Source organism: Microbacterium sp. KR10-403 (assembly GCF_040196215.1).
Lineage (GTDB): Bacteria > Actinomycetota > Actinomycetes > Actinomycetales > Microbacteriaceae > Microbacterium.
Window position 1 is genome coordinate 36,321 of the sequence record NZ_JBEGDC010000005.1, and the last position, 12,820, is coordinate 49,140.

The following is a 12,820-nucleotide window of genomic DNA, read 5'->3' on the forward strand; positions in this document are numbered from 1 at the left end:
GTGACTGAACCGACTGCCCGTGACCGTCGCCGCTGGGCGCAGTACCTCGTGAACGAGCGTGCCGAGGCTCGTGTCTACCGCGAGCTCGCTGGTCGCAAGACCGGTCAGGAGCGCGAGATCCTGCTGCAGCTCGCCGACGCCGAGGGGCGCCATGAGGCGCACTGGCTGACGCTGCTGGGCGGCGAGCCCGCGTCGCTGCCGCGTGCGTCGAAGCGCACCCGGATGCTCGGGTGGATGGCGCGCCATTTCGGCCCGATCTTCGTCCTCGCGCTCGCGCAGAACGCCGAGGGGCGCTCGCCGTATGATGACGACCCGCACGCGACGCCCGCGATGGCGGCGGATGAGAAGGTGCACCAGGAGGTCGTGCGCGGGCTGGCCGCCCGCGGCCGCCGACAGCTGTCGGGCGGGTTCCGTGCCGCGGTGTTCGGAGCCAACGACGGCCTGGTGTCGAACCTCGCCCTGGTGATGGGCATCGGGGCGGCCGGGGCCTCCGCGCAGTTCGTGCTGTTCAGCGGTGTCGCCGGCCTCCTGGCGGGCGCGCTGTCGATGGGCGCGGGGGAGTACGTGTCGGTCCGCTCGCAGCGCGAGATGCTCGAGGCCACCCAGCCGGGGGAGTTCGCCGACGGCGTCCTGCCCGACCTCGACCTCGACGCGAACGAGCTCGCCCTGGTCTATCGCACGCGCGGGATGTCGGCGGACGATGCGCTGGCCCGCGCCGAGCGCACCCTGGCGCGCGCGCGCCGTCCCGATGCGGTCGCCGCGCACACCGGCCCGGTGGGCGTGCCCGACGATCGTGATGTCGTCGGCAGTGCGTGGCGGGCGGCGTTCTTCAGCTTCCTCTGCTTCGCGTCCGGTGCGATCATCCCGGTGCTGCCGTGGATCTTCGGCATGGCCGGGCTGCCCGCCGTCGTCCTCGCGCTCGTGCTCGTCGGCCTCGCGCTGCTGGGCACCGGCGCGATCGTCGGCCTGCTCTCGGGCGCCGCGCCGCTGCGCCGCGCACTGCGTCAGCTGCTCATCGGCTACGGCGCCGCTGCGGTCACCTACCTGCTCGGCCTGCTCTTCGGCGTGAGCCTGGGCTGATCCCCTCGGGACGGGGTGGTGGATGCCGCATCCCGAACCTTCAGCTATACTGAAGCATGCATCAGTAGTACTGAAGGTAAGAGGAGGCGGTATGACCGCCATCAGCGAGACCATCACCACGGCGCCCACCCGGCGCGACTGGCTGGGCCTCGGCGCCCTCGCCGCGGGCCTGGGCATGATCGTGCTCGACGGCACGATCGTGGGCGTCGCGCTGCCCGCCATGGTCGCCGACCTGCCCCTGACCCTGAGCGATGCGCAGTGGGTCGGCAGTCTCTACGCGGCGGTCCTGGCGGCGCTGCTGCTGTCGGCGGGACGTCTGGCCGACCGGTGGGGGCGCAAGCGCCTGTTCCTCGTGGGGATCGTCGTCTTCATGCTGGGGAGCCTGTGGGCGGCGACCGCGAGCGGGGCGGGGTCGCTCATCGCGGCACGCGCGGGCCAGGCCATCGGCGCGGCGATGATCATGCCCTCGACGCTGTCGACGGTGAACGCGACGTTCCGGGGCAAGTACCGGGCCGCCGCCTTCGGCGTCTGGGGCGCCGTGATCTCGGGCGCCGCTGCCGTCGGCCCGCTCGCCGGCGGGGCGCTGACGCAGTACGCATCATGGCCGTGGATCTTCCTGGTGAACCTGCCGCTGGGCACCCTCGTTTTCGTCGCCGCGATCTTTACCGTGCGCGAGACGAAGGATCCGCTCGTCGGGGGCCGCGGCGGTGATGTTCTCGGCGCCGTGTTCAGCGCGATCGGCTTCGCGGCGCTCGTCTTCGTCGTCATCGAAGGCCCCGACCTCGGCTGGTGGCGGCCGCACGAGGATTTCGAGGTCTTCGGGCTCATCTGGCCGACGACCGCGCCGGTGTCGCTCGTCGTGCCGCTTGCCGTCGTCGCCGCATTCGGCATCGCGGGCTTCCTCGTCTGGGAGCGGCGGCGTGCCCGGCGCGGTCGCCCCGTGCTGCTGGACCTCACGCTGTTCCGGCTGCCGACCTTCCGCTGGGGCAATCTCACCGCCGGCACGATCGCGGTCGGCGAGTTCGCCATCGTGTTCGTGCTTCCGCTGTGCCTCGTCAACGCGCTGGGGTTCGACGCCATGGGGGCGGGCCTCGTCCTCGCGGCGATGGCCCTGGGCGCCTTCGTCTCCGGGGCGCTCGCTCGTCACCTCGCGCAGCGGCTGGGCGCGCCCGGCGTCGTGATCGCGGGGCTCGCGCTCGAGATCGTCGGCATCGCATGGCTGGTGACCGTCGTCGGTCCGGGCAGCGGCGGGTGGACCCTGGCGATCCCGCTCATCGTCTACGGGCTCGGACTGGGTCTCGCCTCCGCACAGCTCACCGGCACGGTGCTGCGCGACGTGCCGGTCGCCCAGTCCGGTCAGGGCTCCGCCACCCAGAGCACGGTGCGCCAGGTGGGCAGCGCGCTCGGCACCGCGCTGGCGGGCGCGGCGCTCTCGATCACGCTCGCGGTGACGCTCCCGGCGGCCGTCTCCGATGCCGGACTGTCGGGTGCGCGCGTCGACAGCGCGGTCGCGGCGACGCGCTCCAGCGCCGGGGCGACGATCAGCGCGCTGCGCGCACAGCACGGCGGCGCCATCGTCGATGCCCTGTCGGCGGGCTTCACCGATGCGACGCGCGTCGCGCTGCTCGTGGCCGGTGTCTTCCTCGTTCTGGGGCTGATCGGTGCGCTGCGCGTGCGGGCCGTGGCGCGGCATCCCGCCCTCTCGCACCCGTGACGTGCGAGAGTGGATCGGTGACGGTCTACCTGGATCACGCGGCGACCACGCCGCTGCGAGACGAGGCACGCGACGCGTGGCTGGATGCCGCGGCCCGCGTCGGCAACGCCTCGTCGATCCATCGCGCGGGTCAGGATGCCCGCCGACTCCTTGAGGAGTCGCGCGAGCGCCTGGCGGCGACCCTCGGCTGCGACCCCATCGAGGTCGTGCTGACCTCCGGCGGCACCGAGTCGATCAACACCGCGCTGAAGGGCTTCTGGTGGGCCCGCGCCGAGGGCGCCGACGCGATCGTGCTGCCCGACGGCGAGCATCACGCGACCCTCGACACGGTGCAGTGGCTGCACGAGCACGAGGGGGCGACCGTACGGGCGGTGGGGGTGGATGCCGCGGCCCGCATCCCCGTAGACGGCTTCGCCGCGGCACTGCCCGGCGCCGCGGTCGCGACCGCCCTCGTGGCGAACAACGAGGTCGGCACGATCAACGACGCCGCAGGTCTGTCGGAGGCCGCGCAGGAGGCGGGCGTGCCCCTGCACCTGGACGCGGTGTCGGCCTTCGGACACATTCCCGTGTCGTTCCGCGACTGGCGCGGCGAGGCGACCGGGGAGACCGGGCTGTGCGCGCTGAGCGTCTCGGCGCACAAGATCGGGGGACCCGGGGGCGTCGGTGCGCTCGTCGTGTCGCGCCACGCGAACCCGACCGCGCTGCTGCAGGGCGGTGGTCAGCAGCGCGCGCTGCGCAGCGGCACACAAGACGTGGCGGGGGCAGCCGCGTTCGCCGTCGCCGCCGAGCTCGCACTCGCCGAGCGGCACGCCGAAGCCGCGCGGCTGAGCGCGCTGCGCGACCGGCTTGTGCGCGGCATCCACTCTTCGATGTCTGATGCCGAACTGCTCGGCGACCCGATCGACCGCCTCCCCGGCAACGCGCACGTACTGTTCCCGGGTGCGCTCGGTGAGACCCTGCTGTTTCTTCTCGACCGCGCCGACGTGTGCGCGTCAACCGGGTCGGCGTGCCAGGCCGGCATTCCCGAGCCGTCGCATGTGGTCCGGGCGATGGGCCGCACCGACGCCGAGGCGCGCCAGGTTCTGCGCTTCACGCTCGGACGCACCACGACCGAGGCCGACATCGATGCGGTGCTGGCGGCGCTTCCGGCGGCGGTGGAGCGCGCGCGGGCGTCCGGTGCCCGTCACTGAGTTCGACTGCACGCGTGCGGCCCCAGGGCAACCCTGACGTGGCGTGCAGCGCTGTCGGCGTCTCCTGTGACGGCGAGGGGAAGGCAGGCGGTGGCACGCCCGTACAGGAGGAACCCGCCGACCCACCAGGAACCGACGCCATCGCCGGCAGGACAACCCGTATAGGCAACAGCGAGTGACGGGGGACCTGCTTCGACGACGATGCGCGCGTACTCGTCGGCCGGAGACTCGATTCGGATCGTGGCGGATGCCGACGGCGGCAGCTGTGCTCCCGACTTGTAGAACGCCGTGCCGTCGGGCTGCAGCGTCGCGGCCGGTGCGGCGGCCAGACCGCCGAAGCTGAGCTCGCCCATGACGACGTCATCGCCCGTGGGGAAAGGGGTGTCGATGGGTCGTGACTGCGCGCATCCGTCGACGAACGGCACGGCGGATGCTCGGGGTGGCGCGGTCGTCGGACCCGATGGCGTGTGCACAGACGGTCCCGTGGGGGTGCAGGCGGCCAGGAGCGCAGCGGCCGCGACGGTCAGGACCGCGGCGAGACAGTGCATGGCGCCACCATACGCCGGACGGCGCCCGTGCAGGCGGGCGCTCGTAGACTGGAACCCATGCGGATTCTTGCGGCCATGAGCGGTGGTGTCGATTCCGCCGTCGCGGCCGCACGGGCCGTCGAGGCGGGGCACGAGGTCATCGGCGTGCACCTCGCGCTCTCGCGCGCCGGCGGCACGCTGCGCACGGGCAGCCGGGGCTGCTGCACGATCGAAGACGCGATGGATGCACGCCGCGTCGCCGACGTGCTGGGGATCCCGTTCTACGTCTGGGACTTCTCCGAGCGCTTCCGGCAGGACGTGGTCGACGACTTCATCGCCGAATACCAGGCCGGTCGCACCCCGAACCCCTGTATGCGCTGCAACCAGCACATCAAGTTCGCCGCCCTCCTCGAGCGCGGTCTCGAGCTCGGCTACGACGCGGTGTGCACCGGGCACTACGCGAAGCTCGTCGACGGGCCGCAGGGCCGCGAGCTGCACCGCGCGTCGGAGGCCGCGAAGGACCAGTCGTACGTGCTCGGCGTGCTCACCGCCGAGCAGCTCGCGCACACCTACTTTCCGCTGGGCGACACGCCCTCGAAAGACCTGGTGCGCGCCGAGGCGGAGCGCCGCGGACTGGCCGTGGCCAAGAAGCCCGACAGCTATGACATCTGCTTCATCCCCGACGGTGACACGCGCGGCTGGCTCGCCGACAGGGTCGGCGAAGCCGACGGCGAGATCGTCGACCGCTCGGGCGCCGTCGTCGGAACCCACCACGGCGCCCACTCGTACACGGTCGGGCAGCGTCGCGGGCTGCAGTTGGGTGTGCCGGCGCCCGATGGCAAGCCGCGCTTCGTGCTCGAGGTGCAGCCGGTGACCAACAGGGTCGTCGTGGGTCCCAAAGAGGCGCTGGCGACCGCCGAGATCGCGGGGGAGCGCTTCAGCTGGGCGGGACGTGCCCAGGCCGAGGGCGCCTTCGACTGCGAGGTGCAGATCCGCGCGCACGCCGACCCGGTTCCCGCGCAAGCATGGTTCGCCGACGGAGTCGTCACGGTGCGCCCGGAGCGGCCGTTCGACGGTGTCGCACCCGGCCAGACGGCGGTGCTCTACGACGGCACGCGCGTGATCGGGCAGTTCACGATCGACCGCACGGTCTCGGCCGTGCCCGTTCCCGAGAGTGTCGGCGCCCGCTCCTAGACTGAACGGGTGGCAGACGAGCAGCTGACCCTCGACCAGGCGCATGCGGAGGCGGACGACCTCACCGAGCGGATCCTGACCGCGCGCGACGATTACTACGGGCGCAACGCCGAGGTGGTCGACGACGCGACGTACGACGGGTGGATGCGGCGGCTTGAGCAGATCGAGCGGTGGTATCCCGAGCTGCAGGGGCAGGATTCGCCGACCCTCACCGTCGGCGCCGCCGAGAACACCCCCTTCGCGCCCGTCCAGCACGCCGAGCGCATGCTGAGCCTCGACAACGTCTTCTCGCCGGACGAGCTGCGCGACTGGTGTGTGAAGACCGAGGGTGCCGCCGGCCGAGCGGTGCGGTGGCTGACCGAGCTGAAGATCGACGGGCTCGCGATCAGCCTGCGCTACGAGTACGGGCGGCTCACGTCGGCGGCCACGCGCGGTGACGGCCGGGTCGGCGAAGACATCACGATGAACGCCGTGCGCGTGCACGGCATCCCCGACAGACTCGCAGGCTCGGGGCATCCCGCCCTCGTCGAGGTGCGCGGCGAGGTCTTCATCCCCGTCGCGGCGTTCGAAGAACTCAACGAGTTCCAGGCCGAGCTGCGCGAGCGCGTCGTCGCGGAGGCGCGCGAGAAGCCGCGGTTCGACGAGGAGAAGGCGCGCACGAGCGCGCAACGGCGCTTCCCGGCCTTCGCGAACCCCCGTAATGCGGCCAGCGGCGGGCTGCGCCAGCAGCTCGACAAGAAGGACGGGCTCGAGCTCGAGTCGGGGCGACGACGGCTCGACTCGCTGCGTCTGCTGGTGCACGGCATCGGGGCGTGGCCCGATCCGCCGGTGGCGTCGCAGAGCGAGGTGTACGGGCTGCTGGCCGAGTGGGGGCTGCCCACGAGCCCGTACTTCCGCACGCCCGAGACGATCGACGGGGTGCTCGAGTACGTCGCGTACTACGGCGAGCACCGGCACGATGTCGAGCACGAGCTCGACGGCATCGTGGTCAAGGTCGACGAACTCGCGCTGCACGACGAGCTGGGCGCCACCAGCCGCGCGCCGCGCTGGGCGATCGCGTACAAGTACCCGCCCGAGCAGGTGAACACGAAGTTGCTGGACATCGTCGTGTCGGTCGGGCGGACGGGGCGCGCGACGCCGTATGCCGTGATGGAGCCCGCACGGGTAGCCGGTTCCGTGGTGCGCTCGGCGACGCTGCACAACCAGGACGTCGTGAAGGCCAAGGGTGTGCTCATCGGCGACACGGTCGTGCTGCGCAAGGCGGGCGATGTGATCCCCGAGGTGCTCGGGCCCGTCGTCGAGCTGCGCGACGGCAGCGAGCACGCCTTCGTCATGCCGGAGTTCTGCCCCGAGTGCGGGTCGCCGCTGCGCCCCGCGAAGGAGGGCGACATCGACCTGCGCTGCCCCAACGCGCGCTCGTGCCCGGCCCAGGTGCGCGGGCGTGTCGAGCACATCGGCTCGCGGGGGGCGCTCGACATCGAGGTGCTCGGCGAGGTGACCGCCGCCGCTCTCACACAGGCCGAGCCGCCGGCGAGGGCGCCGCTCGACACCGAGGCGGGGCTGTTCGACCTCACGCTCGACGAGCTCGTGCCGATCTCGGTGATCGTGCGCGACTCCGAGACGGGCGAGCCCAAGACCGACGCCGAGACCGGCGAGGTCATCCGCCGCAGTCCGTTCCAGAAGCTCGGCCCGGCGAAGTACCCGCCCGGGATGGAGGAGATGGATGCCGCGGCCCGCCGCCGCGCCGGCATCCGCAAGGACTATCACGAGGTGCTTCCCTCCGAGGCGGCCACGAAGCTGCTCGCAGAGCTCGAGAAGGCCAAGACCAAGGACCTCTGGCGGTTGCTGGTGGCCTTGAACATCCGGCACGTGGGGCCCGTGGCGGCACGCGCGCTCGCGCAGTGGTTCGGGTCGTTGGATGCGATCCGGAATGCCTCGCGTGAAGACCTCGCGGCGGTCGAGGGTGTCGGCGGCATCATCGCCGACTCGCTCATCGACTGGTTCGAGGTCGACTGGCACCGCGAGATCGTCGCGCGGTGGATGGATGCCGGCGTGCAGTGGGCGATCCCGGGGCATGCGGGGCCGGGTGCCGTGTCGGCCGGGGGAGTGCTCGAGGGCCTGACCGTCGTGGCGACCGGGTCGCTCGAGGGCTACACGCGCGAGGGCGCGCAGGAGGCCATCATCGCCGCGGGCGGGAAGGCCGCGTCATCCGTCTCCAAGAAGACCGACTTCGTGGCGGCGGGCCCAGGGGCGGGCTCGAAGCTCGCGAAGGCCGAGGAACTCGGCGTGCGCATCCTCGACGCCGCCCAGTTCAAGGTGTTGGTGGAGCAGGGGCCGGGCGCGCTGGGCTGAGCGCCGGGGCGTTCAGCCCTTGTGGCGCGGCTTGCGCGGAGGGCGGTCGTCGCGGTCACGGTCACGGTACGACGGACGGTCGTCGCGACGGGGCCGGTCATCGAAGCCATCGCGCGGGTGACGTCGGTTCGGCGCACCGCGGTCGGGCTTCATCTGGATGAGCTTGCCCGAGATGCGCGTACCGCTCAGCTTGTCGAGCACGGCCGGGTCGAGGTTCGTCGGCAGCTCCACGATCGAGAAGTCGGGCTTGATCGTGATCGCGCCGAAGTCATCGCGGCGCAGCCCGCCCTCGTTCGCGAGCGCCCCGACGATCTGACGGGGCTCGACGTGCTGGCGACGGCCGACCTCGACGCGGTACGGGGCGTAGTCACCCCGGCCGCGGCGCGGCCCGCGATCACCGCGATCGCCGCGATCCGGGCGATCCCCACGCGCGGGCCGGTCGCGCTGCGGCCGGTTCACGGCATCGACGGACGCGGCGAGCGGATCGTTCTCGGGGTCGAGCAGCAGGGGAGTCTCGCCCTGGGCGACGATCGCGAGGGCGGCCGCGACATCCTGTTCCGGCACATCGTGGTGGCGCACATAGTGGTCGATGATGTCGCGGAACGCCTCGATGCGGCTCGTCGCCTCGAGTGCGGCCGTGATGGCGTCGTCGAAGCGCGTGAGGCGGGTCGTGTTGACGTCTTCGGTGGTCGGCAGCTGCATCTGGGCGGGCTGCTGTCGGGTCGCCTTCTCGATGTGCTTGAGCAGGTAGCGCTCGCGCGGCGTGATGAAGCTGATCGCATCGCCCGAGCGCCCGGCGCGGCCGGTGCGGCCGATGCGGTGCACGTACGACTCGGTGTCGGTGGGGATGTCGAAGTTGATGACGTGGCTGATCCGCTCGACGTCGAGTCCGCGGGCCGCGACATCGGTCGCCACCAGGATGTCGAGCTTGCCGTCCTTGAGCTGGTTCACCGAGCGCTCGCGCTGCGCCTGCGGGACGTCGCCGTTGATCGCGGCCGCGGAGTATCCGCGGGCGCGCAGCTTCTCGGCCAGGGTCTCGGTCTCATTCTTCGTGCGGACGAAGACGATGACCCCGTCGAAGTTCTCCACCTCGAGGATGCGGGTGAGGGCATCCACCTTCTGCTGGTAGGAGACGACGAGGTACCGCTGCGTGATGTTCTGGTTCGTCGTGGTCTTGGTCTTGATCGCGATCTCTTCGGGCTCGCGCAGGTACTGCTGTGCAAGGCGACGGATCGCGGCGGGCATGGTCGCGGAGAAGAGGGCGACCTGCTTGTCTTCGGGCGTCTGCGCGAGGATCTGCTCGACGTCCTCGGCGAAGCCCATCTTGAGCATCTCATCGGCCTCGTCGAGCACGAGGTACTTCAGCTCGGTGAGATCGAGAGTGCCCTTCGCCTGGTGGTCCATGATGCGACCGGGCGTGCCGACGACGATGTGTACGCCGCGGCGCAGCGCCGACAGCTGCTGGCCGTAGCCCTGCCCGCCGTAGACGGGCAGAACGTGCACGCCCTTCAGATGGCTCGCGTACGACTCGAACGCCTCACAGACCTGCAGTGCGAGCTCGCGGGTGGGCGCGAGCACAAGCGCCTGCGGCGTCTTCTGCGACAGGTCGAGCCGCTCGAGGATCGGCAGCGCGAAGGCCGCGGTCTTGCCCGTTCCGGTCTGGGCGGTGCCGAGCACGTCGCGGCCCTCGAGCAGCAGCGGGATCGTCGCCGCCTGGATCGCCGACGGCGTCTCGTAACCGAGGTCGCGGATCGCGGCGAGCACGCGCCCGGTGACCCCGAGCTCTTCGAAGCCGGGGCCCTGCGGCTCAGCGGCGGTCGCCGCGTCTTCCGTCGTGCCGTCGGCTGCGGCATCCATCGTCTCGGTCATTGTCCGGCTCCCGTCAGGTCGAGCAGTTTCTCGCGCACCTGGCGGCGCAACACCTTGCCGATCAGCGACTTCGGCAGTTCGTCGACGACGAAGATCCGTCGCGGCACTTTGTAGGGGGTGAGGATGCCGCGCGCGAACGCGCGGATCGCCTCGACGTCGGGCTCGTCGACGTTCGGCGCCAGCACGATCGCTGCCACGACCTCTTCGCCGGAGTGCTCGCTGGGCAGCCCCACGACGGCGACGTCTTCGACATCGGGATGCTGGCGCAGCGCGTTCTCGACCTCGGTCGGGGCGACGTTGAAGCCGCCCGTGATGATGAGCTCTTTGATGCGATCGACGATGCGCACGAAGCCGGCCTCGTCGATCGTGACGATGTCGCCGGTGCGGAACCAGCCGTCCACGAACACCGCTTCGGTCGCCTCGGGCTTGCCGTAGTAGCCGCCGAACACCTGCGGTCCGCGCACGAGCAGCTCGCCGGCCGCGCCGGGTGCGACATCCTTGGTCGGCTCGTCGGGGTCGACGACGCGGCACTCGGTGCCGGGCAGCGGCAGGCCGACCGTGCCGGGAACGCGATTGTCGGCGGCGGGATTCGCCATGAGCACGGGGGAGCACTCGCTCAGCCCGTAGCCCTCGACGAGGTAGCCTCCGGTGGCCTTCTCGAACGGCACGACGAGCTCGTGCGGCAGGGCCATCGCGCCCGAGATCGCGATCTCGGTGCCTGCGAGCGACACGCCCTTCTCGTTCGCAGCCTTCAGCAGCCGTTCGGCGATCGGGGGCACCAGCGGCAGGAACGTCGCCGGGTGCTTCTTCGTGACGTCGAGCACCATGTCGGGCTCGAACTTCGGGAAGAGCACGAGACGCGCGCCCATCGACATCGCGAAAGTCAGGCACAGTGTGAGGCCGTACGCGTGGAACATCGGCAGCACCGCGTAGACGACACAGCCCTTGCCGCGCACGATCTGCGGCACCCACGCCTGCGCCTGCGCGGCGTTGGCGAGCAGATTGCGGTGCGTGAGCGACGCGCCCTTCGGGGTGCCGGTCGTGCCGCTCGTGTACTGGATGATCGCGAGATCGTCGGTCGCCGGCTTCGGGTGGCTGGCGGGCAGCGGCTCGGACTCGACGATCTGCTTCCAGTCGATCGTGCCGCTCACGCGGCTGTAGAGGGCCTCGCGTGACTCGCGGGCCTTCGCGATCGGCAGTCTGAGTGCCATGCGCATGCCGAACGGCATGGCCTGCACGACATCGACGGAGATGAGGTTGGTGACGGCGAGATCGGCGGGGAAGTCCTGGATGCTGCCGACCACCTTCGTCCAGACGATCGCCGTTTTCGCACCGTGGTCTTCGAACTGCTTGCGCAGCTCGCGCGGGGTGTACAGCGGGTTGTGCTCGATCGCGATGGCGCCCAGGCGCAGGATCGCGTAGAACGCGACGATGTGCTGTGGGCAGTTCGGCAGCACGATGGCCACGGTGTCGCCGGCGCCGACGCCGAGGCGCTTCAGGCCGGCTGCGGCACGGTCGATCTGGTCCTGCAGCTCGCGGTACGTGGCCTCACGGCCGAAGAACTGCAGCGCGGGCGCGTCGGGATAGTCGCGAGCGGATGCCGCGACGATGTCGACGAGCGAGCCGCTGACGGGGTCGAGATCCTCGGGTACGCCGGCGGCGTAGCTGGCGGTCCACGGGCGCGGCGGATCGTACGACGTCATCCACCCAGCCTACGCGTCGGGGGTGCTCCGCACGGGCTCAGGCCGCGCCGATCGACAGCGCGACCGTGCCGACGACCGAGACGAGACCGCGCAGATGGTTCGATGCGGCCCACGGGCGGTCGAATCGCGGCCACGCTTCGGGCGCCGTCGCCTCGGATGCCGCCGCCAGCGCGTTGTTCAGCGGCACGTTGACGCCCGCCGTGACGAAGAACGCCGCAAGTGCGCCGATCGCTCCGCCGATGAACCACCAGATTCCCTCGGGTCGGAGGACGAGCGCGGCGACGATCACGGCGGCACTGCCCAGCGCTGAGCCGATGAACGGCACCATGAAGGCGTTGCGCGGAGCCTTCTCGTTGATGCGCTGCATCGCGCGCACAGCGTCTGCGGCAGACAGCGTGCGCAGCCCGGGGAGGACGAACGTCGAGAACGCGAGGTAGATGCCCGCGTTGATCATCGTCAGTGCCGCCGTGGCCCAGACCAGGATCGTGAACCAGATCGGTGCGGTCATGGTGTGCTCCCCGGGAGGGTCTCGGATGCCACGACCACTGCGGTTTCGTCGTTGACCTGGGCGACCACGATGCACCTCACGATCGCGTGGTCGCCCTCTGAGAAGGCGATATGCGGTCCGAGCGTGACGTGGGGACGGTAGCCGTCGAACCAGTAGTCGGGCTCATCGGCGCTCACTCCGCCGAGTGCTTGCAGCTCATCCGCGATGCGGTGATGGAGGTGGACGGGATCATCGGAGATCACGAGCCGGACGGGGATGTCGCTCCTGGCGCCGAACTGCGCGAGGTTGCCGAAGACGATCTGCAATGGCTCTTCGCACGCGTGTGCGCGCTCGACCGCTGCCATGATCTCCGCGGGCCGTCCGCCGGTGACGAAGTTCCCGACCAGCGTCACGTGAGCAGGCCACTGCTTGCGGTCGATGTGTACGCCGGTCTCGATAGGTTCGAGCATCGCTGCGATGGCGTATCGACGTGGCGCGTCGTCTCCACCGGCATCCGCCGGTTGTTCCGCGGGTTGACTCGTCATGGGCCCATGAAACCACAGAGCGATCAGTCGCTCACGCTGTAGAGAATCACATCCGCGCACGCGATTCGCAGGCGCGAACGTCGAGAAGTACAGCGCAAGCGAAAGCGGGTGCGCGGATCCCGGGCGCAAACGCGGAAGAAGACAGCGCACGCAGAACAC

At 70.8% G+C, this 12,820-nt stretch carries 10 protein-coding genes; 5 read left to right on the forward strand and 5 right to left on the reverse strand.

The genetic code is table 11. The annotated features are described in order from the left end of the window. The 3 genes from ABMQ42_RS11870 (at position 1) to ABMQ42_RS11880 (ending at position 3,984) form a co-directional block, all read left to right on the forward strand. Entirely contained in the window at positions 1 to 1,080 is a 1,080-nt protein-coding gene (locus ABMQ42_RS11870; RefSeq protein WP_502884688.1) for a VIT1/CCC1 transporter family protein, read from the forward strand. A 91-nt stretch (positions 1,081 to 1,171) separates the two neighbouring features. Beyond that, positions 1,172 to 2,794 (forward strand): MFS transporter, encoded by a 1,623-nt coding sequence (locus ABMQ42_RS11875; RefSeq protein WP_349723213.1) that lies wholly within the window; start codon positions 1,172 to 1,174, stop codon positions 2,792 to 2,794. Positions 2,795 to 2,811: 17 nt separating this feature from the next. After that, positions 2,812 to 3,984 (forward strand): cysteine desulfurase family protein, encoded by a 1,173-nt coding sequence (locus tag ABMQ42_RS11880; RefSeq protein WP_349723214.1) that lies wholly within the window; start codon positions 2,812 to 2,814, stop codon positions 3,982 to 3,984. Here ABMQ42_RS11880 and ABMQ42_RS11885 read toward each other — a convergent pair. Then, on the reverse strand, positions 3,978 to 4,532 hold the full coding sequence (locus tag ABMQ42_RS11885) for a hypothetical protein (protein ID WP_349723215.1): 555 nt from the start codon (positions 4,530 to 4,532) through the stop codon (positions 3,978 to 3,980). The genes ABMQ42_RS11880 and ABMQ42_RS11885 overlap by 7 nt on opposite strands. 57 nt (positions 4,533 to 4,589) lie before the next feature. Here ABMQ42_RS11885 and mnmA point away from each other — a divergent pair, with 57 nt between their 5' ends. Both mnmA and ligA read left to right on the forward strand, forming a co-directional pair. Next, complete coding sequence (gene mnmA, locus ABMQ42_RS11890) at positions 4,590 to 5,705, forward strand: tRNA 2-thiouridine(34) synthase MnmA (protein WP_349723216.1); 1,116 nt, start codon at positions 4,590 to 4,592, stop codon at positions 5,703 to 5,705. A 9-nt stretch (positions 5,706 to 5,714) separates the two neighbouring features. Then, on the forward strand, positions 5,715 to 8,057 hold the full coding sequence (ligA, locus tag ABMQ42_RS11895) for an NAD-dependent DNA ligase LigA (RefSeq protein ID WP_349723217.1): 2,343 nt from the start codon (positions 5,715 to 5,717) through the stop codon (positions 8,055 to 8,057). Between the two features lie 12 nt (positions 8,058 to 8,069). On the opposite strand, the gene ABMQ42_RS11900 is transcribed toward ligA, so the two are convergent. From ABMQ42_RS11900 to ABMQ42_RS11915, 4 genes are read right to left on the reverse strand one after another with little or no spacing between them, the layout of a single operon-like run. Continuing rightward, complete coding sequence (locus tag ABMQ42_RS11900; RefSeq protein ID WP_349723642.1) at positions 8,070 to 9,914, reverse strand: DEAD/DEAH box helicase; 1,845 nt, start codon at positions 9,912 to 9,914, stop codon at positions 8,070 to 8,072. An 8-nt stretch (positions 9,915 to 9,922) separates the two neighbouring features. Beyond that, on the reverse strand, positions 9,923 to 11,629 hold the full coding sequence (locus tag ABMQ42_RS11905; protein WP_349723218.1) for a long-chain-fatty-acid--CoA ligase: 1,707 nt from the start codon (positions 11,627 to 11,629) through the stop codon (positions 9,923 to 9,925). A 37-nt stretch (positions 11,630 to 11,666) separates the two neighbouring features. Continuing rightward, complete coding sequence (locus ABMQ42_RS11910) at positions 11,667 to 12,137, reverse strand: anthrone oxygenase family protein (protein ID WP_349723219.1); 471 nt, start codon at positions 12,135 to 12,137, stop codon at positions 11,667 to 11,669. Then, positions 12,134 to 12,661 (reverse strand): 2'-5' RNA ligase family protein, encoded by a 528-nt coding sequence (locus tag ABMQ42_RS11915; protein WP_349723220.1) that lies wholly within the window; start codon positions 12,659 to 12,661, stop codon positions 12,134 to 12,136. Before ABMQ42_RS11915 ends, ABMQ42_RS11910 begins: the two co-directional genes overlap by 4 nt. Positions 12,662 to 12,820: the final 159 nt, after the last annotated feature.

Bases quoted from the DNA above. Each gene is read 5' to 3' on its own strand.
- ABMQ42_RS11875 (WP_349723213.1), top strand. From the start codon at position 1,172: ATGACCGCCATCAGCGAGACCATCACCACGGCGCCCACCCGGCGCGAC.
- ABMQ42_RS11905 (WP_349723218.1), bottom strand. From the start codon at position 11,629: ATGACGTCGTACGATCCGCCGCGCCCGTGGACCGCCAGCTACGCCGCC.
- ABMQ42_RS11885 (WP_349723215.1), bottom strand. From the start codon at position 4,532: ATGCACTGTCTCGCCGCGGTCCTGACCGTCGCGGCCGCTGCGCTCCTG.
- ABMQ42_RS11900 (WP_349723642.1), bottom strand. From the start codon at position 9,914: ATGGATGCCGCAGCCGACGGCACGACGGAAGACGCGGCGACCGCCGCT.
- ABMQ42_RS11910 (WP_349723219.1), bottom strand. From the start codon at position 12,137: ATGACCGCACCGATCTGGTTCACGATCCTGGTCTGGGCCACGGCGGCA.
- mnmA (WP_349723216.1), top strand. From the start codon at position 4,590: ATGCGGATTCTTGCGGCCATGAGCGGTGGTGTCGATTCCGCCGTCGCG.
- ABMQ42_RS11915 (WP_349723220.1), bottom strand. From the start codon at position 12,661: ATGACGAGTCAACCCGCGGAACAACCGGCGGATGCCGGTGGAGACGAC.